Annotated in this window: 19 protein-coding genes; 12 read left to right on the top strand and 7 right to left on the bottom strand. The window is 62.4% G+C overall.

Annotated elements, in window-relative coordinates; translation table 11 throughout:
* Positions 1 to 48 precede the first annotated feature (48 nt).
* On the top strand, positions 49 to 657 hold the full coding sequence (locus A5699_RS10425) for a TetR/AcrR family transcriptional regulator (RefSeq protein ID WP_067768896.1): 609 nt from the start codon (positions 49 to 51) through the stop codon (positions 655 to 657).
* A 79-nt stretch (positions 658 to 736) separates the two neighbouring features.
* Here the strand turns inward: A5699_RS10425 and A5699_RS10420 are convergent, their stop codons facing one another.
* On the bottom strand, positions 737 to 2,518 hold the full coding sequence (locus A5699_RS10420) for a DUF3556 domain-containing protein (RefSeq protein WP_067768924.1): 1,782 nt from the start codon (positions 2,516 to 2,518) through the stop codon (positions 737 to 739).
* A 231-nt stretch (positions 2,519 to 2,749) separates the two neighbouring features.
* On the opposite strand from A5699_RS10420, the gene A5699_RS10415 reads away from it, so the two are divergent.
* Together A5699_RS10415 and A5699_RS10410 are read left to right on the top strand one after the other, a co-directional pair.
* A complete protein-coding gene (locus tag A5699_RS10415; protein WP_067768894.1) occupies positions 2,750 to 4,540 on the top strand; it encodes an amidohydrolase family protein in 1,791 nt (596 codons plus the stop codon).
* Positions 4,537 to 5,436 carry an alpha/beta fold hydrolase gene (locus A5699_RS10410; protein WP_067768892.1) on the top strand — a complete coding sequence of 300 codons (900 nt, stop codon included), beginning with the start codon at positions 4,537 to 4,539 and terminating at the stop codon, positions 5,434 to 5,436. The genes A5699_RS10415 and A5699_RS10410 overlap by 4 nt, the downstream gene beginning before the upstream one ends.
* Before the next feature lie 51 nt (positions 5,437 to 5,487).
* Here the strand turns inward: A5699_RS10410 and A5699_RS10405 are convergent, their stop codons facing one another.
* Positions 5,488 to 6,576 carry a dihydrodipicolinate reductase gene (locus A5699_RS10405; RefSeq protein WP_067768890.1) on the bottom strand — a complete coding sequence of 363 codons (1,089 nt, stop codon included), beginning with the start codon at positions 6,574 to 6,576 and terminating at the stop codon, positions 5,488 to 5,490.
* 182 nt (positions 6,577 to 6,758) lie between these two features.
* Between A5699_RS10405 and A5699_RS10400 the strand changes: the two genes are divergently transcribed.
* Positions 6,759 to 8,165 carry a phosphotransferase gene (locus A5699_RS10400; RefSeq protein ID WP_082957655.1) on the top strand — a complete coding sequence of 469 codons (1,407 nt, stop codon included), beginning with the start codon at positions 6,759 to 6,761 and terminating at the stop codon, positions 8,163 to 8,165.
* 207 nt (positions 8,166 to 8,372) lie between these two features.
* Positions 8,373 to 9,281, top strand: a complete 909-nt coding sequence (locus tag A5699_RS10395; RefSeq protein WP_197508252.1) for an LLM class flavin-dependent oxidoreductase — start codon at positions 8,373 to 8,375, stop codon at positions 9,279 to 9,281.
* Positions 9,282 to 9,334: 53 nt separating this feature from the next.
* Here A5699_RS10395 and A5699_RS10390 read toward each other — a convergent pair whose 3' ends face one another.
* Positions 9,335 to 10,378 carry a dihydrodipicolinate reductase gene (locus tag A5699_RS10390; protein WP_067768884.1) on the bottom strand — a complete coding sequence of 348 codons (1,044 nt, stop codon included), beginning with the start codon at positions 10,376 to 10,378 and terminating at the stop codon, positions 9,335 to 9,337.
* 203 nt (positions 10,379 to 10,581) lie between these two features.
* Between A5699_RS10390 and A5699_RS10385 the strand changes: the two genes are divergently transcribed.
* On the top strand, positions 10,582 to 11,772 hold the full coding sequence (locus tag A5699_RS10385) for an acyl-CoA dehydrogenase family protein (RefSeq protein ID WP_067768882.1): 1,191 nt from the start codon (positions 10,582 to 10,584) through the stop codon (positions 11,770 to 11,772).
* Positions 11,773 to 11,794: 22 nt separating this feature from the next.
* On the opposite strand, the gene A5699_RS10380 is transcribed toward A5699_RS10385, so the two are convergent.
* Complete coding sequence (locus A5699_RS10380) at positions 11,795 to 12,868, bottom strand: dihydrodipicolinate reductase (protein WP_067768880.1); 1,074 nt, start codon at positions 12,866 to 12,868, stop codon at positions 11,795 to 11,797.
* Between the two features lie 264 nt (positions 12,869 to 13,132).
* On the opposite strand from A5699_RS10380, the gene A5699_RS10375 reads away from it, so the two are divergent.
* The 4 genes from A5699_RS10375 to A5699_RS10360 all read left to right on the top strand — a co-directional run bounded on the left by A5699_RS10375 (position 13,133) and on the right by A5699_RS10360 (position 17,407).
* Complete coding sequence (locus tag A5699_RS10375) at positions 13,133 to 14,338, top strand: cytochrome P450 (RefSeq protein ID WP_067768878.1); 1,206 nt, start codon at positions 13,133 to 13,135, stop codon at positions 14,336 to 14,338.
* A gap of 90 nt (positions 14,339 to 14,428) precedes the next feature.
* Positions 14,429 to 15,226 carry an SDR family NAD(P)-dependent oxidoreductase gene (locus A5699_RS10370; protein ID WP_067768876.1) on the top strand — a complete coding sequence of 266 codons (798 nt, stop codon included), beginning with the start codon at positions 14,429 to 14,431 and terminating at the stop codon, positions 15,224 to 15,226.
* A gap of 178 nt (positions 15,227 to 15,404) precedes the next feature.
* The gene (locus A5699_RS10365; protein WP_067768874.1) at positions 15,405 to 16,487 is read left to right on the top strand and encodes a dihydrodipicolinate reductase; all 1,083 of its coding nucleotides are present in this window, start codon (positions 15,405 to 15,407) and stop codon (positions 16,485 to 16,487) included.
* Between the two features lie 131 nt (positions 16,488 to 16,618).
* Complete coding sequence (locus A5699_RS10360; protein WP_067768872.1) at positions 16,619 to 17,407, top strand: glucose 1-dehydrogenase; 789 nt, start codon at positions 16,619 to 16,621, stop codon at positions 17,405 to 17,407.
* Between the two features lie 71 nt (positions 17,408 to 17,478).
* Here A5699_RS10360 and A5699_RS10355 read toward each other — a convergent pair whose 3' ends face one another.
* Positions 17,479 to 18,954, bottom strand: coding sequence for an NAD(P)/FAD-dependent oxidoreductase (locus A5699_RS10355; protein ID WP_197508251.1), 1,476 nt, complete (start codon positions 18,952 to 18,954; stop codon positions 17,479 to 17,481).
* A 79-nt stretch (positions 18,955 to 19,033) separates the two neighbouring features.
* Positions 19,034 to 19,810 carry an SDR family oxidoreductase gene (locus A5699_RS10350; RefSeq protein ID WP_067768868.1) on the bottom strand — a complete coding sequence of 259 codons (777 nt, stop codon included), beginning with the start codon at positions 19,808 to 19,810 and terminating at the stop codon, positions 19,034 to 19,036.
* A 288-nt stretch (positions 19,811 to 20,098) separates the two neighbouring features.
* Between A5699_RS10350 and A5699_RS10345 the strand changes: the two genes are divergently transcribed.
* Entirely contained in the window at positions 20,099 to 20,956 is an 858-nt protein-coding gene (locus tag A5699_RS10345; RefSeq protein ID WP_067768866.1) for an SDR family oxidoreductase, read from the top strand.
* Positions 20,957 to 21,056: 100 nt separating this feature from the next.
* On the opposite strand, the gene A5699_RS10340 is transcribed toward A5699_RS10345, so the two are convergent.
* Positions 21,057 to 21,731: a helix-turn-helix domain-containing protein gene (locus A5699_RS10340; RefSeq protein ID WP_067768863.1), complete on the bottom strand. Its 675-nt coding sequence runs from the start codon at positions 21,729 to 21,731 to the stop codon at positions 21,057 to 21,059.
* 137 nt (positions 21,732 to 21,868) lie between these two features.
* Here A5699_RS10340 and A5699_RS10335 point away from each other — a divergent pair.
* Positions 21,869 to 22,310: class I SAM-dependent methyltransferase (locus A5699_RS10335; RefSeq protein ID WP_157561188.1), on the top strand; the 442-nt coding region annotated here is incomplete at its 3' end.

The raw sequence follows: 22,310 nt of genomic DNA, 5'->3' as shown, positions 1-22,310 counted from the left end.
GAATGCGCCGCGGTCCCCGGACCGTGCCAACGACGGTAAAGTCAGATCGTGCGGACCCGCGGATGGGGCGGATTGACCCCGGCCACTGATGAGGAAGCTGTCAACCGCATCCTCGATGCTGCCGACGACGCCATCGAGCAACGCGGGGTCGACATGCGGATAGTCGATGTCGCACGCTCATTAGGTGTGTCACGCCAGACCGTGTACAACTATTTCCCCGGACCCGGCGCACTGCTGGATGCTGCAGCGACCCGGTCAGGTCTGCGGTTTCTTGAGCCTCTGGCCGAACACCTGACCGGGATCACCGATCCTGTCGAGGCATTGGTGGAAAGCCTGGCTTATACCTTGGAGTGGCTGCCGAAGGCACGAGCGATCCAGGTGATGCTCGTGCATGATTTCACTGAGGCGTCCACCCGCATTACCTCCGATACCTGTGTACGGTTCGGCCACGCGCTGCTTGCCGGTCTCGACGTTGACTGGACGGGAATGGGATTCAGCGATGACGATCTCGACGATCTGGTCGAGTACATGTTGCGGATCCTGCAATCGTTCATGATCGACCCAGGCCGGCCCCCGCGCAGTGGCCAGACGCTACGCACCTATTTGCGCCGCTGGGTGGCGCCGGTGCTGCAGTCCGAGATCGCCTCACACCGCTGATAACTGAGGCACTATGCACCCCGACGCGGCCACCATGCGACCACACCAAACCCCTTGGGACGAAAAGGACGAGGCGGGCTCAGATGGGATTTGGTTCCCCTTGCATCGGTCCGCTGAGTTCTGCTGAGATCGGTCCGTCATGGGTACTGGTGACCGTGATCGGGACGTCGTGTTCCCACGGTTGACGATCGACCACGTCGGCGACGCGGAAGGTACCGCGCTCGAGCTCGCCGGAAGCGGCATCAACAATCCGGTACTGCTGCCATTGATGGTGGATGGCCTGCCCATCGAGCATCAGGATGCGCAACTCGCCAGGCGCGAAACCGCACCGCTGCTGCAACGCAGCTACGAGTTGTTCGTTGTGCAAGTGTCCGTCGCCGAAGCTCCATCCAATGGCGTAACCGGCCACAGTCTCACCGTCGATGACGGTGTAGTCAGTCTCTCGACCGGGTGGGATTACGTGATCCCACAACGTCAACAGGGCACGACCATGCGCGAACATGGCGCGGAACGCGTACCCGAGATGCAGGGCCACCTGGGCGCCATCGGCTCCGGAGAACTTTTCGAGCTGCTTGTGCTGGAGCAGACCCAACCCGATGCGACGTTCTGTGATTTTGCGGCTGGCCTCTTCCGTGAAGAACCATTGGGAGTTGTCCCAATTGCCGGCGTAGTAACGCATCCCGGGCAGAAAGGACACTCTTGCCGGGGACAGATTGCCGACGACGACAGTAATTATGATGACGCTCATCAACGCCGCGATCGGCCAGGGCTGGGTGACTTCGTGCCACCCGATGGCCGCCTTGTCGACGAACAGCGCCACGATGGCGAAGATCATGAACACATTCCACTCCAGCGGCACACCAAGCGGAATAGCCGTCAAGATCACCAGATGGAAGACCACCATCACCGTCGCCGCGATCGCAGTGACCGTGCCGCCGTCTGAGAAGAAAAGCACGACCGGCACACCCATTTCGATCACCGTGCCGCCATGGGCCAGCCACCGCGGAATCCAACTTGGCCGCAGGTCGTCGGGAAACGCACGGAAAAACAAGCGTTTCAACCATTTCGGTCGCACCAGCGGATTGTTCGCCATCATCGTCGATACCACGAACGGAAAGTGGCGGTTGAGCTTGGATGTCGCCGCGCCGATCCAGATCGCGAGCATCACGAGCTTGGCTGCGACGATCATGTTCGGGCCGGTAAACAGGAATGTCACCGCGAGCGCGCCGTACACTTCGCCGCGCGCGGCCAGAAAGATGGTCTTATCGCGTAAGCCCAGCAGGCCCAGGATCGCCAATATCACGGCGATCTTCCATGGCGCGATAACACCGACCGACGTTCCGAGCGACGGCACCGGCCCCGCGCCGTCGGAGAGCAACGCCAGCAGCGTCGCCGCCAACAGCGCCGCGTACAGCACCACGTCGAATCCGGTACGGCGATCACCCGCAGTGAACGGAATTCGGTTCGGCCACGGTGCAAGCCGGATCGTTCCGGCCCGTAGCCAATACAGCACCGAACCCATGGGTGGTGCGATCTTGCCGGTAAGTGGGCCGAAACCACAGCCGAACCCGAGAACCTCGAACAGCAGCGTCCACAGCGCAATCTTTTGAAACACGATGGGCTCATGCCACCAGTGATCGATCTGGCTCCATCCGTCGATCCCCTTGGTGGCCAGCGCAAAACAGATACCGCCGAGGATGTAGAGCCCGATCTTCAGCGTGTACAGGACGTAGAAGATGTCTGGATTGCCCATCCCACGCTCGGCGATATGAATCGCCATCGGCTTGATCCGCTCGCTGCGACCTCCCTGGCGCCACTGTTCGCGATCGACCTGGGGCAGATCGGGCTTCAAGAATCCCATCGAACCTTCACTTCGGCGGTCGTTGATGATCGAAAGACCAAGGTTGGACATATCGCTATGTATGTCCAACCGGACTGTACATCCGCTCGGATGGTTTTGGGCTCAATTGCGCTGAACTCGGACCCTGATGGCGCCGCTGGACATCAGGCGCCCATTGGACATTCCTTGAAAACTGTCCAGCCGCCCCATACCATCAACGAACAACCGGCCCGACGGAATGAGGTTGTCAGCATGGCTTTTGACACTGTGATCCGCGGCGGTCGGTGGTTCGACGGGACCGGCGCGGCATCGGCTGTCCGCAACATCGGAATCCGGGACGGTCGGGTGGCTGCTGTGACCACTGATCCGATCGAGGGGACCGAGACGATAGAGGCCGGCGGCAAGTGGGTTATGCCCGGCATCATCGACATCCACACTCACTACGATGCCGAAGTGCTTGCCGCGCCGGCACTGGTGGAGTCTTTGCGCCACGGGGTCACCACGATCGTGATGGGCTCTTGCTCGCTGTCAACGGTCCACGTCGACGCCCAAGACGCGGCTGACCTGTTCGGCCGGGTGGAAGCGATCCCGCACGAACAGGTTGTCCGCATCGTCGGCGAGCACAAGACCTGGCGTACTGCCGAGGAGTACGTGGCAGCGCTGGAGTCCTTGCCGTTGGGCCCCAATGTCACCGCATTCATCGGCCATTCCGACATCCGCGCCGCAGTGATGGGACTCGACCGCGCCACCCGAAAGGACATGCGCCCCACCAGGGCCGAACAGGCGCGCATGGAGTCCATGCTCGACCAGGCCCTCGACGCGGGGTTTGTCGGAATGTCTTCTCAGCAACTGCTCTTCGACAAAATTGACGGCGACGTGTGCCGATCGCGAACCTTACCCTCGACCTACGCCAAGGCACGAGAGTTGCGCCGACTCAAGTCGCGACTGCGTCGGCGTGACCGTGTCCTTCAATCGGGTCCCGACATCAGCCATCCACACAACATCGTTTCGCAGGCCCTGCAGTCGGTCGGCTTCGGTCGACCACGGCTCAAGACCAGCCTGCTCGCGGCCGCCGATATGAAGTCCACGCCCGGGGGGATGTGGCTGACCGTGATACTCGCGGCGATCGCCAATCGCCTCGGCGGCGATTTCCGGTTCCAGCATCTGCCGGTGCCGTTCGAGGTCTATGCCGACGGAATCGACCTGGTGATCTTCGAGGAGTTCGGATCGGGCGCGGCTGCACTACACCTGAAGACCGAATTCGAGCGCAACGAGTTGCTGCGTGACGAGGCCTATCGGCGGTGGTTCCGCAAAGACTACGACAACAGATGGGGACCGCGCGCCTGGCATCGGGACTTCTTCGACGCCGAGATCGTGGCGTGCCCGGACCCCGCGGTGGTCGGCAAGTCATTTGGCGACGTGGGGAAAGAGCGCGGCGGTGTGCACCCGGTCGACGCGTTCCTCGACCTCGTGCTGGAACACGGCGCTCAGCTACGTTGGCGCACCACGATTTCGAACCACCGTCCAAAAATGCTGCGCCGTCTGGCCCGCACCAACGGCATTCAAATGGGATTCTCCGACGCCGGCGCGCACATGCGGAATATGGCGTTCTACAACTTCGGGCTACGGCTGCTGCGTCACGTCCGCGACGCACAGCGATCCGGCGAGGCGTTCATCAGCACCGAGCGTGCCGTGCACCGGCTCACCGGCGAGTTGGCTGACTGGTATCGCCTCGACGCCGGCCATCTGCGGGTGGGTGACTGGGCTGACGTGGTGATCGTCGATCCCGACCGGCTCGACGCCGCGCTCGATGGGTATCACGAAGCGGCGGCGGACGCGTTTCAGGGCCTGCGGCGAATGGTCAACCGCAACGACGACGCCGTCACTGCGGTTCTGGTGGCAGGACGAACGGTCTTCGCTGGTGGTCAGCCCACCACGGTGCTGGGGGTTCAACGCACCGGGAGCTTCTTGCGTGCCGACGGACGCCCGCGAAACATCGCTTCGGATCAGGGTGCCCCGCTACGCAGCACTGCCTCGGCATGATCTCGCCGACTGCACAGTCGCTCGAGCTGGCGCACCTACGATTCCAAACGCTGACATGGGGATCCGATGGCGGTCGGCTGATGCTATGCCTGCACGGTTACCCTGACACGGCGTGGACCTGGCGTCACCTCGGCCCGTTCTTTGCTCAGCGAGGCTTCCGTGTTGTCGCACCGTTTATGCGCGGCTACGCGCCCACCGAGATGGCGCGCGACGGTGACTACAGTCTGGGAGCGCTGATGTTCGACGCCATCGAGCTGCATCGCGGCCTCGGCGGTGGGAGCGACGCGGTACTTGTCGGCCACGACTGGGGAGCGTTGGCTGCCAACGGGATAGCTGCCTACCCCGACAGTCCATTCACCAAGGTGGTGTCGATGGGGGTCCCCATGTTGGCCGGCCTGACCCACAGTTCGGGCCACAAGGGTGAGCTGCTCCGAGTGCTGCCCCGGCAACTCAAGATGAGCTGGTATGCGCTCTACCAACAACTTCCGAAGGTTTCTGAACGCAGCCTCGACCGAGTCATCCCCAAACTGTGGCGCGATTGGTGCCCACCTGGATACGACAGCAGAGTCGACCTCACGTACGTCCGGGACAGCCTGCGAGACAGCCGGCGACGTACCGCGGCGCTGAATTACTACCGCGCCGCCTTGCGGCCATCGAGGCGAGCTTCGGGCTACCACAGGTTCACCGCTTATGCCGAAAAGGTGGCTCCGCGGATTCCGATGCTGCTCATGCACGGGTTAGATGACGGAGCGATCGACGCGCGCCTGGGCACCTTGGGTGCGCAAGCGTTGCCCGCCGGTAGTCATCATCAGATCATTCACGGGGCAGGGCATTTCATGCATCTCGACCAACCCGACGAGGTGCACGGCCTGATCAGTGACTACGTGTCGATCTGAGTGACGAGGCGGTGCGCCGTCATCGACGTCTGGGCGGGCCCGCCGGGCGGGTTACTGCAGCGTATGCCCGGTGAGACCTGGAATGCGTATCGCCCCCAGGTCGAGATGGGTTTTGAAGCCTGGTTCTGATTTGCACACCGCGGGAATGACGTTCACTGCGGACATTGCGGTCCAGGCGTAGCCGGGATGCGCAATGTGTCCGTGGCGATCGGCTGCACCCCGCAGGGTGATCTCAGTAGACGGATCGCCTTTGATGACGACCCGATACCTGTTGGTTCCCCATCGCCAATCGGGCTCGACCAGCCCGTCGCCCATCGTGTAGAGGGCGTTGAATTGCACCAGGGGAGCACCGCCGGACCATCCGGTCCATGTGTGATGTTGAGCGGCCACCGTTCCGGCACGAACCACACCTTTCAAGTCGGGCACATCGCTGTCGGATGTGCCCGCGTAGGGGATGTCGGCGGTCGCCACTGCGATGTCCAGTTCGGAGGTTACGTTGTCGATCACTTCGCCGAGCCCGGAGGCAACCATCGCCATCGACTGCGCAAAGTGGGGTACAGCTGCTTCCAGAAGGTTTGGGCGAGAATGGAATACGTCAGGGTCGGTTCCCAGCCCGATCAACTCGATATATTTGGACGGGTAATCACTGAAGTTCACGACCTCAAACACTTGGACCTGGTCGACACGGCTGACCAAACGGGACCCGATGAGGGGAAGTAGGTCACCTGCAAAACCGGGATGAATTCCACCGGCGTGGTAAGACGTTCCTCCCTCTCTGCATGCTTCTTCGATCTTGGCCACCTCAAGTTGATTCATCTCGGTGGGGTGGTAGATCCCTGCGGTGGTAACGACGTTCTTTCCTGATCGCAGCAGCCGGCATACGATCTCTGAATCCGGCCAGACCGGCGTGTAGAACACACAGTCCGCGTCCATTGCGATGACAGCGTCTACATCGTCGGTGGCCAGCACACCGGTGGGAGGGGCTCCGACAATGTCGCCCGCGTCCTTGCCGATCTTCTTTGGGTCGTAGACGAGTACGCCGACAACGTCGAAAGCCGGACTGCGGATGAAATGCTTCAGCGCCGCCTTGCCTACGCTGCCGGTGGCCCATTGGATGACACGGTAGGGGCGTTCACCCACGAGGCGTCTCCTGACTGTTGGGGAGTGACAAGTCGACCTCCGTGGCGCTGGGGCAATTGTTGGTAGAGAAGCCGAGCTCGAGTTCCTCATAGTGACTTATGCCGTCGGCGAATCGGTATTAAATACTGTAAGTAGCTCGGTATAGATGAGTTTAGCGGCAATCCCGGTGGTGCAGGAGTGAAATGAGCGACGAACTAGAGCGGTTGGAACGTTGGGTTGAAACCGCTCTGGGTGGGAGGGTCCTCGGTAGTCGGCGATTGGCGCGCTGGCGCCCCGCGTGGGATATCGATGTCGAGATCGGCCATCGTCGGGTGGCGTTGCACGCGCGGGGCGAACGGGAACCACGCATCGTGATGCCGTATCGGATTGCCGACGAGGTCGCCACCCATCGCCTCCTGCAAGCTCATCAGATACCGGTTCCGCACGCATACGGCTTGTGTGATCAGCCTTATGCACTGGTCATGGACCGCCTACCGGGACAGGCGGACCTGTCGAATGTGCCGGCGGGCGACCGGGATCGGCTTCTAGACTCGTACCTGCAGATTTTGGCCAGGATCTATCAGATACCGCTTTCAGACGCTGAGGCAGCCGGTTTTCAGATTCCCACTGACTCTGCCGAAGCGTGTCTGGCAGGGTACTGGCGGCGCACCGAGGACCTATACGACGCGGCAATGGCCGGTCATGATCCCGACCCGCTCGCCGTGTTTCTACGCCGCTGGATCAACGACCACGTGCCGGCTGACCGTCACCAGCATGCCCGCTTCATCACCTATGACTCCTTTCAGTTCATGTTTGACGGCACGCAGATCACCGGTCTGCTTGATTTCGAGCACGCCCATGTCGGTGATCCCCTGATGGATCTCGCGGCGCTGCGGATTCGGGACACCATCAAGAACATCGGCGAACTACCTCACTACGCCGATCGGTATCGGCAGATCACCGGGTTGGAAATCGACCACGACGCAGTGGAATTTCACACCGTTGTGTACAACGCCATCTCGGTGTTGTCGGTCGGTCCACCGCTGCGCGATCCAATGCCCGGCACGGACTGGCTAACTTACCTGGCCTGGTACGTCAACGGCGCGCGCTGGGCACTGGAGTGCATCGCCGAGATCGGCGGCTATCGGCTTGAGCCCGTCCAGATCCCGCAGCCGCGACCCACCAAGCACGCGGTAGCCCTGCGCCACCTGGTGGCGGGATTGCGCGACGCCAGTTACGAGCCGGCCGAAGCCGACTATCAGCGAGTTGCGTTGGGGCGGATTGCCAATCACCTCAAACGGGTCGACGAGATCGGTGCCGAGCTCGATACCGCCGAACTCGATGACCTCGCTGAAGTGCTTGGCAGCCGCCCACGGCCGGAGGACGCCGATGCCGAGCTGATCCGGCTCATCAACGACGCCGGGCCGGATCGCGAAGAAGTGTTGGTGCGCCTCCTGGACCGGCGCGCCCAGCGGTGCCACTTGTCGATGGCGTCGGCGTCCTCGTTGATGCTGCGTCACCCGCCGTTGCGGAGCCTGCGACCCGAACGGACCGTCACGCGCAGCCTCGACGATGGTTGGCCCGGCGGCGCGATACCCGGCACTGCCTAGACCGGCATCAAGGCGCGCATCCACCCTTCACACCGACAGCACAAGGAATACCCGTGTTCGACAAGAACCCCGAACCGTCCCCATTGCGACACCGGGTGGTTGCAGCATCCGGAGTTGATACAGCAATCGGCATGATTGAAGGCGTCACAGTCGAATTCATGGCCGCGGTCGGGAGACAGTGACGTGGTCGGCATTCATGTTCCCCAGGTGGCAGGCACGCTGTCGGACTACGCGCAGCTCGTGCGCCGGCTCGAAGCCGCGGGCTATGACCGCGTTTGGGTCGGCGAAGTCAACGACGTCGATGCGGTGACCACTGCCACCCTGGCTGCTACAGCGACCACGCACGTGAAGCTCGGCGTTTTCGTCAACGTCTACACTCGCGCACCCTCGGTATTGGCCATGACGGCAAACGCATTGGCACATCTGGCGCCCGGGCGTGTCCAAATCGTCCTCGGAACCGGCTCTGCGCTTTTTGTCGAGGGCTGGAACGGTATTCCTCACGAACGTCAGCACGCAAAACTACAAGACACGTTGCAGTTCTTGCGCTCCGCCCTGTCGGGGCAACGCGTCAACCATGCGTTTCCCACCATTGCAGGACATGGTTTCTCCCTGGCATCAGCACCGGCGGCAGCGCCTTCGCTGCTCGTGGCCGCCGCGGGCCCGCGTGCCCTTGAACTGGCAGCCGGCCACGCAGACGGGGTGGCACTCAACTGGATCACACCCGGAGATCTTCAGCGTATCCATCCGCTGCCGGCCAAGCCGGGGTCGGTGACGCTGATCGTACCTATTTGCCCCACTGCTGATCGAGCGCAGATGGAGCAGACAATGCGACCGGTAGTAGCTACCTACCTTGCGGTCCCCGGCTACGCGCAGCAGCAACGCAGCCTCGGACGTGGCGCTCAACTGGAAAATCTCTGGCAGGCCTCGGCCAATCGCGACATTGCCGCCGCACGTGGCGCGATTCCCGATGAGATTCTCGATGAGTTCGTGGTTTGGGGCTCACCCGAGCACTGTCGCCGTGTGCTCACCGACATTGAAACCACCACAGGTGCATCAGTGGTAGCCATCGTCTTTCCACCACCAGGCACCACATTTGAAGAATGCGTCCTCACGTGAATGCGGTCCACCGCTCGGCGAGGATGTCATCGCGGATGGCAGGGCGGCGCGGTCTAGAGCGAGACCAGTCCGCGCGGCATCGGGAGTACGTCGGTGTAGGTGATGATCCCGGGTGGAGCAGCGACGACATCAGGGATAGCGTTCACCGCAGGCATCGCCGTCAGAATCATCGGCAACTGCATGAAATCGCCGAACGTCTTGGCTTTGAAGTCGGCCGGCGGCAACACATCTAGACGCATCTTGACGGTAGGGCGCCCGTCTATCGTGATGGAGTACCCCTGGTCTATCGGCCAGTCTGGCTCCAGCGTCTGCCCCTTGCGCCACACCATCCGGATCTCGACGATGCTGCGCCCGGCGACCTTTCCGTGCCAGCTTGCCGCAATTCCGGCGACGCAGTTGGCCGGAATGCGCCACGATCCGAGGTCCACATCGGCGGTGGTACGGGCATATTCGGCCTCACACACGACCTCGTCGAACTGCACATCCAATGCGTCGCCGAGCAAGTGCACGGCATCGATGAACACTGCGGTTGCTTTGGCGGTCATGGCCGGGAGTTCGGGGTCGTCGATCGGACGGGCGAAGCCGACCGGCAATTCCGTCGCCGGTGAGTCATAGCCGCTGATGTCGGCGGATTCGACGACCGTCACCTTGTCGATTCGATCGCAGCCGCTGGCGGCGATGATGGCACCGAGCTGGGCAAACCCGGGATTGATCCCCGAGCCGAAGATGGAGGAATCGCCTCGCTCGCAAGCATCAATCACACGCTGGCGATCCTGACCCAGTGAATGACCCGTGATGAATGCGGCGGTGGTGACGACATTTGCACCCGACTCGAGGATCTGCACCAATTCCGAGACATCGAGCCACATGGGGTTGTACACCACGCAGTCAGGCTTCAACGCCAGCAGAGCGCTCACATCGTCGGTTGCCTGCACGCCGACTGCATCGATGCCGGCCAGCTCCCCGGCGTCGCGGCCCACCTTGTCGGCCGTGTACGCAAAGCAGCCAACCAGTTCCAGGTCCGGATGAGCCACGATGGTCGCCACTGATTGCCGACCCACGTTTCCTGTTGTCCATTGGACCACCCGCAGGGACATGTCGTTACTCCTCGCCATCGAGACCGGCCGCACATTACAACCGGCCCGCAATGAGATACTCTCACGGATACCGTAATGCCAACAGTATGTCCGGCGATGCCGTCGTCCGATATTGCGGACGTCCTCCGGTGCAGTTGCGGCGGTCAGTTAGACCTAAGCGCGGCACCCAACCCCGTGTGAGCGTCCAGAGAAAGGTAGTGAGCGTGGACTTCGCTGCGGTGCAACTGAATCCACAAGACCGAGATTTCCTCCGTGAGGTCCGGGCCTTTCTGCACGAGCACGTCACCGAGGACGTCCTCCAGCGCGAGCGGGAAACGGGTGACAGCTTCGACGAAGAGGTCCACCTGGCACTCGGGGCGGCAGGCTACCTCAGGCGTGAACTTGCGACCGAGGATGAAGGCGGGTTCAGTCGCGTAGAGGCCCGTCTTTGGCAGCTGGAGAAGCGACGCGCACACATCCCATGGGTCACCTGGGGGACAACCGCGTTGGTCGCCCACTCGGTGCTTGAGTTCGGTTCGGCCGCGCTCCAGGACGAGGTTATGCCCGGCGTCTACTCCGGACACACACGGATGTGTCTCGGCTACACCGAACCCGAGGGTGGATCCGATGTGGCAACCTGCAAAACACGTGCCGTTCGTGACGGCGACACCTGGATCATCAACGGATCCAAAATGTTCACCACCGGTGCGCACCACTGCCAGTATTGCTTCCTGCTGACAAATACCGATCCGATCGCACCCAAGCACAAAAGCCTCACCATGTTTCTCGTCCCGCTGGATGCACCGGGGGTCGAGATACAGGGAATCCGCACGGTAGACGGCGACCGGACCAACATCGTCTACTACAGCGACGTACGGGTGTCGGACCGGTACCGAATCGGCGAGGTGAACGACGGTTGGACTGTCTTACGAGGTCCTCTAGATGTCGAGCACGGTGCCGTCGACGCCGAAGTTGATGGGCTCCAGGATGTCTCGATTCTCGATCACCAGGCCGGCTATCTGGCACTGGCGCTCGATCGCGCGGCCGCGGCGGTAGCCCGGGCTGATTCGTCGGGCCGGCGCGCGATCGACGATACCTCGGTGGGCTATCGACTGGGCCGAGCCGTTGCGCGGATGGAGGCTGGGCTGAGCACCCCAAACATCTTTGGTCGGGTGGCGCAGGCACAGATGATGAGAGATCTGGCACCGGAGTTGATGGACATCATGGGGGCTTCGGCCGTGCTGGGTCACGGCGCGGCCGGGAGTGTCGACGACGGTCAGAATGAGTACGTCTACCGATTCGCGCCACTGGCCGGGATCTACGGCGGCACCCTGGAAGTGTTCCGCAATATGATCGCGCAGTACGCCCTGGGGCTCGGCAAGCCGAACTACTCCGCCCCCAACACCGTGCGGTAGCCCGTGTCCGTTCGGTTCTGGCTCACTGGCGAAACCCGACGCCGCTGGTGACCAGACCGAGCTGAACTGGGGTGACGAAACCCGCTGCTGCCCTGCACAATGCAGGAACAGCGTTGAGTACCTGCATAGCCGTCGCGACGTTCCCGGCGTGTACATGCTCGGCAATGCTGGCTGTACGGGTGAAGCTGGCCAACGACAGAAAGTGTGCCCGCATCGACGGCTCGCCCTCTATCGTCAACGTCCAACCATGTTCGGGCGCCGGCCAGTGCGCCGGATACTCTCCGCCGACAGTCCAGAGCGTCTCGATTTCGACCCGTGCCACCCCGTCGCGCCTGCCGCTCCAGCTCCACCGCTGGCCCGCCGTTGTGCCCGCCGCCAACACCCGATCGAAGACCTGGTGGTCAGCTTTGGCGGGAACCGCCTCAACACTGGCCACCACTTCGTCGATGCCGGCGTTGAGCGCGTCGGCGAGTTGCCAAACCTGTTCAGTGAACATGGAATTCATCGCACTCAGGAAGCCGCCATCGTCGACCGAGATGCGCTCCAGCGGCTCACCGAAAGCCATGTTGCCAAAGGAGATGTCGGTACTCTCGTAGAGCGTCATATCGGCGCGTTCCTGCAGCGTGATCTTGTCGATCACGCGACTCATTCCCGACAGGACCAGCGGCAATGCACTGGAGAGGTTCCCTGGGTTGATGCCGCTGGCGTGCAGGCTGGCACCACCGGCCGTACAGGCGGCGGTCAACCGCGAGTGGTCCGCCGGCGGAAGTGCCGGCGGATAGAACAGAAAAACGGTGGTGGCCACGTTCTTGCCGCTGGCGAGTAGCCGGCATACCTCGTCGATGTCGCCGATGCGTGGGGTATAGATCACGCAGTCGGCATCCAGTTCGATCAACCGCTCGGCATCGGTGGTGGCGATTACCCCGATCGGATCTCGTCCGATCAATTCACCGACGTCAACCCCGTCCTTCGAGCTCGAATACACTTTCGCGCCAACAAGTTCGAGATCCGGGCGGTAGTCCAGAATGGTGCTCACCATCTCGGTCCCGATAACGCCGACGCCCCACACGATCACTCGATACGCGTTGCTGTTCATGCTGCGTGAATCAACCTCTCGTCACATACCCAGCGGCTACTGACGGATCAACTGTAATCACGTCAGTAATCATCTGCGGCGAGTTCTTCGAGAACGAGGTCAAATGGGGCAAGGTCGCGCAACTGAGGGGGTCATCACAATACTGTAAGGCTTACAGTATTGTATGTTGGATTGACTCTCCGATCGACTCCCGAGTGTTTCCGAGAGTCGATCGGAGCACCGAAGGACACCATGCACACCGTGAGAACGCCCAGGGAAGGCGCAATGACGACAGCCACGTTAGAGTTCGATCCCTTCGCTGAGGATTTCTTCACAGATCCGCACGACACCTATCGGCGGATGCGCGACGAGGCGCCCGTGTATTACAGCGAGCGATACGACTTCTACGCCTTGACCAGGCATAAGGACGTTGCGGCGGCGTTCAAGGATTTCGACACATATTCGTCTGCCTATGGCGTCGACCTCGGCCAGGTCCGGACGGGAGTGGTGGCCGAGCACGGCGGCATCATCGCGATGGACCCCCCGGCACACCGCCGAATGCGCAGCCTGCTGAACAAGGTGTTCACACCGCGCGCCATCCAAGCTCAACGATCACTGGTAACCGGTTTGATCGAAAGACACCTCAATGCTGTCGATCCCGACGGCTTTGACTTCGTCCAGGATTTCTCGGCACTCTTCCCGGTAGAGGTCGTCGCAACCATGCAAGGGGTTCCTGAAGACGACCACCAACAGGTCCGGCTTTGGATCGACGAGCTTCTTCATCGCGAAGACGGCGCCGTCGACATGACCGAGGCCGGCGTCAACGCCGGCGTCGAAATGGCGGTGTACTACTACCGGTTGACCAAGCAACGGCGCAACGCACTCGGCGACGACCTGCTGAGCAAGCTCATACTCTCCGAGATCGAGGGTGACGATGGGAAGATGCGTCCGCTCACCAACCGCGAGATAACTGAATTCGCATTTTTGCTCGGCGGCGCCGGTGCCGAGACGGTGGCGAAGCTACTCGGCAACGCTGTAGTGGTCTTCGCCCGCAACCCTGATCAATGGCAGAAGCTGCTCGATGACCGAAGCAAGGTTCCGCAGGCGGTAGAAGAGCTGCTCCGCTACGAGGCGCCTGCCCAATACAACGTCCGCCGCTCTCTGCGCGAAGTAACCCTGCACGGCGTGACCATTCCGGCTGGAAAGCCTGTCTTCTTGGTCGGGGGGTCGGCCAACAGGGACCCCGAGGCATGGACCGATCCGGACAGATTCGACATCGACCGCGATCGGGCCGAAGCGCAGAATCTGGGTTTGGGGTATGGGATCCACAGTTGCCTTGGCGCGGCGCTCGCACGGATGGAGAGCGTCATCGCCTTGGAGAAGCTGCTCGATTTCATGCCGCGGTACGAGGTTGACTGGAGTCGTTGCAAGCGGGTCAACATGCAGAACGTGGCCGGTTGGAGCAACGTGCCGGTCCGTGTGGTCCGCTGAACGGACTCCGAAGCGACAGGCAATCGCAACCGGTAACTCGGCCTGTAGAGGAACAAAAGCTGACCGGCCGTTGGGATTGAAGGGGGCACAATGGATTTAGGCCTTTCAGACGCGAAGGCCGTGGTGGTTGGTGGCAGTGCCGGAATGGGCTTGGCCGCCGCGCGTTGCCTGGCGGAGGACGGGGCGCGAGTTGCGATCATCGGTCGACGGAAAGACTTGCTGGATGCCGCTGTCGCCGAACTAGGGCAGTGCGGTAGCCCTGAGGTGATCGCTTTGCCGGCGGACGTGCAGGACGCCGCTGAGGTCCACATCGCCTTCGACGAATTGGCTCGGCGGTGGGGCGGAGAACTGAACATCCTCGTCAACGCCGTGGGCTCCTACGTGATCGGGACGTTCGAAGACCTCACTGATGAGCAGTGGCAGCAATCGATCAGCCAAGGGGCGATGGGGATGGTGCACTGCGTACGTTCAGCACTTCCGCTACTGCGAGAGGCAGAATGGGCACGCATCGTCAACTTCTCGGCGCATTCCACCCAGCGTCAAAGTACGATTCTGCCGGCATACACGGCCGCGAAAGCCATGGTGAACAGCATCTCGAAGAATCTGTCCCTGGCGCTCGCCAAAGACGAAATCCTGGTCAATGTGGTATCTCCGGGTAGCTTCGCATCGGAGGGGCTACTCAACTGGGCTGACTCCGTGGGAGTCGACGGCACGGATCCGTATGCGCTCATGGCAGCGATCGGTGAACACTTCGGGCACCCCGCCCACTTGCCACGTGCCGGTGATCCGGCAGAAATCGGGCCGGTGGTTGCTTTCCTCGCCTCCCGTCGCAACTCCTACATGACAGGCGCCAACGTGAACGTCGACGGTGGCAGCGACTTCACCTGAGGGGGTAGGCACCGCCTCCAGCGGTAGCCGGCCAGAACGCCGCCTGGTCGGCAGCCGCAATGCATCGGCGTCCGAGTCGATGTCGCGGCTTCCAATTTCGTCCCGATTCTGCCCGAGCGAGTTACTGTAAGCGCTACGGTAGGGCCATACATCCGCGTTTCGGAATCGGAGACATATCGTGCGCAGAGTCGTCCAATTTTCCACCGGCAATGTCGGTCGTCACGCTCTTCGGGCGATCGTCGGCCGCCCCGACTTCGAACTGGTAGGCGTGCATGCAGCCAGCCCGTCGAAAATCGGCCGCGACGCGGCTGAGCTCTGCGGCTGGAGCAAGCCGACGGGAGTGCTCGCAACCGACGACATAGACGCCCTGATCGGCCTCGAGCCGGACTGTGTCGTTTACACCGCGCTTGCCGAGACGCGACCGATGGAGGCGATCGAGCAACTCGCCAAGATTCTCGCCGCCGGAATCAACGTGGTAGGAACATCTTTCGTGTGGATGGCGGCGCCGCGCTACGCCGACGACTGGGTGCGTAAACCATTGGAGCAGGCTTGTGCGGCCGGCGGGTCATCGCTCTACATCAACGGAATCGACCCTGGTTACTCAGGTGACACCCTGGTGCACACGGCGCTAAGCCTGGCAACACGGGTCAGCTCGATCACCGTGCAGGAGATTTTCGACTACGGAAACTACGACGACGCCGAGTACACGGGCGCTTCGATGGGCTTCGGAATAGCCGAGGACGAACCGCTGCCGCCCTTGTTCCTTCCCGGGGTTGTGGAGTCCATGTGGGGCGGGCCGGTTCGAAGCTTGGCCGACGGGTTGGGCATCCAGCTTGACGAGGTCCGTCAGCGGACCGAGAGATGGTTCACTCCAGAACCTATCGAATGCACGATGATGACGGTTAAACCCGGCGAGATGGCGGCCGTGCGGTTCGCGGCAGAAGGCATGCTCGATGGCAAACCGGTGATCACCCTTGAGCATGTCAACCGGCTCACCCCAGCCGCCGCTCCCGACTGGGACTATCCGCCAGACGGCCATGTTGGCGTCCACCGCGTCATCGTGGACGGTGACCCCCGCGTGGAAATCAATACTCACGTTTCTCATCCGGTGCTCGACCCGACCGACGCGGGGTGTATTTCCACTGCGGCACGGGTGGTGAACGCCATCGACTGGGTGTGCGACGCCCCTGCGGGGGTCCTCGCGATCGAAGACGTCCCTCAAGCCGCGGTGTTCAAAGGCCTCGTTTGGGAAGAGTGCTGAGCCGCCGGTAGCCACCTCGGTCAGGACGCGCACCGCTCCGTCCGGTTTCTTCTTGAATTTGACGCGACAGCCGTACCGTTGTGCATACAGTACGGAGAACGGTAGCTGGGAAGCGCAGGGAGGACAGACGAATGGCCTTGGAGAGCTTCAAGCTTGACGGACAGGTGGCGATCGTCACCGGAGCCGGACGCGGCGTGGGCGCGGGCATCGCCAGAGTTCTCGCCGAGGCGGGAGCGACCATTGTCGGGACTGCGCGCACACCCGATCAAGTATCCGAGACCATCAAGGGAATCAAGGCATCTGGAGGTCAGGGGCTCGCGGTGACCGCGGATGCAACCAGCCGCGAAGATGGTGAGCAGGTGGTCGCTGCGGCGATGGAGAACTTCGGCCGTGTCGACATCCTCGTCAACAACGCCGGCGGCGCGTTCCCAAAGCCGTTTCTGAAGATCTCCGATAATGACCTGCGAAGGCATTTCGAGTGGAACACTGCCTCGGCGTTCATCATGAGCCAGCTCGTCGTACCCCACATGCTCGTGCAAGGGGCCGGATCCATCATCAACATCTCCTCTGGCGCAGGGCGGTTCGGCATCCGGGGCTTCGTCTCCTACTGCGTGGCAAAGGGGGCTCTGGAGAACCTTACCCGTGCCTTGGCGCAGGAATTGGCGCCAAAGATCAGAGTCAACGCTATTGCGTTGGGCTCGTTCAAGACTGATGCGCTGGAATGGAGCATGAAGGAGATGCCCGAATCGGCCGAGCAGATGAAGGAGAACACACCACTGCACCGTTTCGGGGACGTCGAGGACCTTGGACGTCTAGCGGTCTACCTGTGTTCCCATGGGTGCTTCGCCACCAACGCGATCTTCCACGTGGATGGCGGCCTTAACACCACGAACTGGCCGCTGCCCATCCCGGACCTGTAGCCGTCGCGTAAACGCTGTGTCGCGGGGTCTCGTCATGATCGTTGACGAAACTCGTGTCGCAGGTGCCCGGTTCACACAGACGGTGCGGCCGCCCGTTCGTCTCCGGCGGCGATCACGTAGTCGCGGGACCGCACCCTTCGCGTGCGTCGACGATAGGTACTCATCAGCCACGGCCAATTGTGGGTGTCTTGCCCGTGTGCGTCGGTGTACCAGCTGTTGCATCCGCGCCATACGGTGTGGCGCTGACGCTTGTCCATGCTCGTCAAGAACTTTCGATGGGCGCTGGCTCTCACCTCGATAACGTCGGCAGACCCTTTGGACAGTTGGCCAACGGCATCGACGATGTGGGCGGCTTGGGATTCCAGCATGTAGACGATAGACCCCGATCCAAGGTTGGTATTGGGACCGTAGACCAGAAACATGTTCGGGAAGTCGGGTACGGATAATCCGAGAAAGGCGACTGCTCGTTCGGACCACGCCTCAGCAAGTGTTTTCCCACTTCGCCCGGTGATCGAGATATCTGGCACGAAAGAAGTTGTGCGGAAACCGGTCCCGAGCACGATCGCATCTAATTCGTGCAAGGTGCGGCCCGTTGCAATTCCACGTTCGCTGACCCGGACGACCGGATCCGTTTCCAGGGTCACATCGGGGCGGTTCAGGGTGGCGTAGTAATCGTCTGAGATGAGAATCCGTTTGCACCCGATGGGATAGGTCGGTCGCAGTTTGGCTCGCAGTTGTGCATCGGGGACGTGACGTCGCAGTGTCCGCCCGTGGATGCGACCCAGCCACGACAGCACGGCAGGAAGACGGGAGAACGCCACGGTGACCATTTCAAAATAGGCCCAAATGCCGTGACGTGCAGCCAGTTTGAGTAGGGGGAGGGCACGGTAGCGGCGATGGAGTTGCCTGGTGTATGCGATATCAGCCTTGGCGAAGACGTAGGGAGCCGAACGCTGAAACACCACTGTGTGGGCGGTGATAGGTGCGATTGCCGGGACTACCTGGATAGCGCTGGCGCCGGTACCGACTACACCAACCCGCTTCCCGGTGAGATCCACGTCGTGGCGCCAACGCGCGGTGTGGAACACCGGACCGGAAAAGTGTTCGAGGCCCTCCAAGTCGGGAATCGCGGGTACCGTCAGCTGTCCGACCGCGGGCACCAGTACGTCGGCGCGATCAGTACGGCCGTCAGCCAATGTGATTGCCCAGTCGCGCCCAGTCCAACGCGCCGAGCTGACCTCCGTGCCGGTCTGAATCGCATCGGTCAACCCGCCGCGCACAACACAGTGCTCCAAATATGCCCGGATCTCGGCGCCGGCCGCAAAACGTCTGGACCATCCGACGTCCTGCATGAACGAATAGCTGTAGACGTGCGAGGGGGCGTCACATGCCGCGCCGGGATAGGTGTTGTACCACCAGGTTCCGCCGATCTCGTCAGCACGTTCGTAGATAACGATGTTGTTGTGGCCGGCTGCGCGCAGCTTCAGCGCGACTCCCAATCCACCGAAGCCGGCGCCGATGATGGCAACCCGCAGTTGACGCGGCACCTGTGTCACCGCACTGAGCCGGACTGCATGGCCCGTTCATCGACGATTGCGGGGGCCGAGCCCTCGGAAGCCTGTTCGGTCATGGTGTTGCTGTCCGTGGTTTCTCAGTGGTGACGCCGACCGGCTCGCCGAACAGCAGCACGGGTTTGGCTTTGACTTCCTCCGGGATGGATCCCCAGATATAACTTGCCGACTGGTCCGCGGTCAGCATGTTGCCGGTGCGTACCGCCTCGGCGATCCCAGGGATGCCCGGATGGGTGTCCGGGGGGAATGCCGCTTCACGGCGTGCAGCCGGAGTGTCAACGAAGCCGGGCCGAATCGCGCACACCCATGGACCCTTGCCGCGGTCGGCGCGCTCGCTGCGCACGCCCTTGGTCCACTGCTCCATCGATGCCTTCGCCGCACCGTAGATGGACAGCCCCGGATACACCACCCTCGCCGAGGCGGAGGAGATTTGGATCAGGCCGACATCGACTCCAGCGTCCACGGCTGGCGCGGCTGCTCGGATGAATTGGTCACCGATGGCCAGTGGGGCCGCCACGTTGGCAATGATTTCGGTGAGATGGTTTTGGTAGTCCCCCTCGCCGACGTAGGCACGGCCCCAAAATAGGAGGGCGTTGTGGATGAACAGCGCACGCTCGCCACGAAAACTTGCCAGCCGCTGTCCGACCCGATCGCCGACCCCCTGCCAGGAATCGATGTCGGTCAGGTCAAAGGGGATGGTCTCCAAGTCGGGGTGGGGCCGGCGCGAGACGCTGATGATCTCGGTGTCCTCCCACGGGCAGGTGCGTGCCAGTGCGGCGCCGATGCCCGATGTGGCGCCGGTGATCCACACGATGTTCTTCTTGTCGGCCATTACGAACCCTTCGGCGAGTCAACCACTATCGTTCGGACTGTACTAAATACGGTAATGATTTCAGTAAATACCGTGAACATCGTCGATTTTGAGACCAGCCGGCGTGGTTGACCGTACTGAATTACGTACTGTAACTTCGTCAGTTGCAGCCGACGAGACTGCCGCGCGCTGCTTGGGGCGGGGTGGTGTCGGACCGAAATTTCGGCGCTCTCGAAACCTGCCTAAGCGTCAGCGATCAGCACGAAAGAGATCGCCGCCAGGCACTTGCTGTCGGTGGAAAGGACCAGGATGGACGGGGTCGGTGGCAGAGTCGTCGTCATCACCGGCGCGGCTCGGGGGATAGGTTTCGCGACCGCGCAGGCTCTGCTCGCGCGTGGGGCTCAGGTGGTCATCGGTGATCGAGACGTTCCCGCCCTGGAATCGGCTGTAGCCGGACTGTCCCGTCTCGGAACTGTTTCCGGTCATTCGCTCGATGTCACCGACCGCGAATCGTTTGGGGAGTTTTTGACGAAGGCGCGCACCGATGGCAATGGCCGCATCGACGTCTTGATCAACAATGCGGGGGTCATGCCGGTGGGCCGCTTCCTCGAGCAATCGCAGCAATCGATTCGCTCCTCGATCGAGGTAAATGTCTACGGCGTCCTCAACGGCTGCCAGCTGGTGCTTCCCGAGATGGTGGGTCGCGGCCAAGGCCACATCGTCAATATCGCTTCGATGGCCGGGATCATGGCGATCCCCGGCCAGGTGGTCTATGCCGGGACCAAATATGCCGTCGTCGGGCTGAGCACCGCCATGGCCGACGAATACGCGCCCGATGGCATCCACGTGAGCGTGGTGCTCCCGCCGTTTACTCAGACCGATCTCATCGCGGGCACCAAGTCCACCGGTGCCGGTAGGGCAGTGAGTCCTGAAGTTGTCGCCACGGCGATCGTGACCACGCTGGACAAACCTCGGACCCACGTCGCTGTTCCGCAGCCGACCCGCTTTCTGGGGCCGATCGTGTCGATGCTCGGCCCGCGTGGTCGGCGGTGGTTCAACAAAACGATGGGCACTGACCGGTTGTTCCTCGACGAGATCGATCAATCGGCCCGCAGGTTCTATGAACAACGGGTCGAAATAGCGACAGGTGTCATCGACACTGAGTAGTGCTGTGGCAACAGATTCGTCGTCTCAGCGGCTCATGCTGTCGACGAACTCCTGGACCTGATCACCACCAACGTGGCGCGCCGCATTCTGGACTGAGCGCTCAGGCCGGCCGCGGAATCGTGGCCGCGGTGCTCTGACCGAGCCATCTGGGGATGGCGCGGCGGACATCAGCCGACCCGGACAGCGCGACGCGGCCGTCGAGTGCCGCACGGGCCCAGCCGACGTCACCGCGCCAGATCTCGGTCAACGTGCGCAGGCTGGTCTGTACCGTGCCGACCACCTCGTGGCCCGGATCGAAATCGCAGGCATCGGCCTGCCCGTCGGCCACCACCAGCCACCACCTCGACGCCCGGGGCGCCACCCCGTCGAGGATGAAGGCGAGCGTGGTGCGCTCGGCAGGCCAGTTGTCGAGCGGGATGGTGCGACGCATATCCCACATCAGCAGATGCGGGTCAAGATCCTGCTCGCCCAGTTCACCGATCCACCGCACGCCCCAGGAGCCCAGGGCATCGATGACGCCGGCGAGTTCCTGGCCGCACGGGGTCAGGGAATAGCTTGTGCGGCCGTCGGTTTCGGAGCGTTCGACCACCCCGGCGCGGGCCAATGACTTGAGCCGCTTGGACAGCAGTGCCGGCGACATCCTCGGCACCCCGCGGCGCAGATCGTTGAAGTGGGCACTGCCGCGCAGCAATTCCCGGACCACGAGCAGGGTCCAGCGCTCATCGAGTAACTCCATGGCCTTGGCCACGGGACAGAACTGGCCATAAGTCGACATCGGCGGGGACCTCCCGGGACAGTGCGTCGTCCTCTAAGTACACCGCGCCCGGAGCCGGCAAGCCAGTACAGATCCGGAACTGGAACCGCACCGGTCTTCGGGATGACGATGGAACCCACCTGCGAAAGGAGGCCGAGATGACTGCCGCGAGCATCGGCCGGGACCTGGAGGCCAAACACCGGGCGCTGTGGGCGCTGGGTGACTATGCGGAGATCGCCGCGAACATCGTGCGGCCGCTGGGCTCGGTGCTGGTCGACGCCACCGGGATCGGGCCGGGGGACCGGGTGCTGGATGTCGCCGCCGGGACCGGCAACGCCGCGATCCCGGCCGCGGTCACCGGTGCCCGGGTGACCGCCAGTGACCTGTGCCCTGAACTGGTCGCAGAAGGTCGTCGGCTTTCCGCGGCGGCCGGGGCGAACGTGGAGTGGAACGAGGCGAACGCCGAGGCGTTGCCTTACGCCGACGATTCCTTCGACGTCGTGCTGTCGTGCATCGGGGTGATGTTCGCCCCGCACCACCAGCAGGCCGCCGACGAACTCGTCCGGGTGACCCGCCCGGGCGGACGCATCGGTCTGATCT

The sequence above is a fragment of the Mycobacterium sp. E802 genome, assembly GCF_001666875.1.
Classification (GTDB): Bacteria; Actinomycetota; Actinomycetes; order Mycobacteriales; family Mycobacteriaceae; genus Mycobacterium.
Note: the sequence above shows the minus strand (reverse complement) of the source record. Positions and strands in the feature narration are given on the sequence as shown.

Bases quoted from the DNA above. Each gene is read 5' to 3' on its own strand.
- A5699_RS10420 (WP_067768924.1), bottom strand. From the start codon at position 2,518: ATGGGATTCTTGAAGCCCGATCTGCCCCAGGTCGATCGCGAACAGTGG.
- A5699_RS10380 (WP_067768880.1), bottom strand. From the start codon at position 12,868: ATGAACAGCAACGCGTATCGAGTGATCGTGTGGGGCGTCGGCGTTATC.
- A5699_RS10410 (WP_067768892.1), top strand. From the start codon at position 4,537: ATGATCTCGCCGACTGCACAGTCGCTCGAGCTGGCGCACCTACGATTC.
- A5699_RS10350 (WP_067768868.1), bottom strand. From the start codon at position 19,810: ATGGCCGACAAGAAGAACATCGTGTGGATCACCGGCGCCACATCGGGC.
- A5699_RS10360 (WP_067768872.1), top strand. From the start codon at position 16,619: ATGGCCTTGGAGAGCTTCAAGCTTGACGGACAGGTGGCGATCGTCACC.
- A5699_RS10370 (WP_067768876.1), top strand. From the start codon at position 14,429: ATGGATTTAGGCCTTTCAGACGCGAAGGCCGTGGTGGTTGGTGGCAGT.
- A5699_RS10390 (WP_067768884.1), bottom strand. From the start codon at position 10,378: ATGTCCCTGCGGGTGGTCCAATGGACAACAGGAAACGTGGGTCGGCAA.
- A5699_RS10345 (WP_067768866.1), top strand. From the start codon at position 20,099: ATGGACGGGGTCGGTGGCAGAGTCGTCGTCATCACCGGCGCGGCTCGG.
- A5699_RS10400 (WP_082957655.1), top strand. From the start codon at position 6,759: ATGAGCGACGAACTAGAGCGGTTGGAACGTTGGGTTGAAACCGCTCTG.
- A5699_RS10340 (WP_067768863.1), bottom strand. From the start codon at position 21,731: ATGTCGACTTATGGCCAGTTCTGTCCCGTGGCCAAGGCCATGGAGTTA.
- A5699_RS10415 (WP_067768894.1), top strand. From the start codon at position 2,750: ATGGCTTTTGACACTGTGATCCGCGGCGGTCGGTGGTTCGACGGGACC.
- A5699_RS10375 (WP_067768878.1), top strand. From the start codon at position 13,133: ATGACGACAGCCACGTTAGAGTTCGATCCCTTCGCTGAGGATTTCTTC.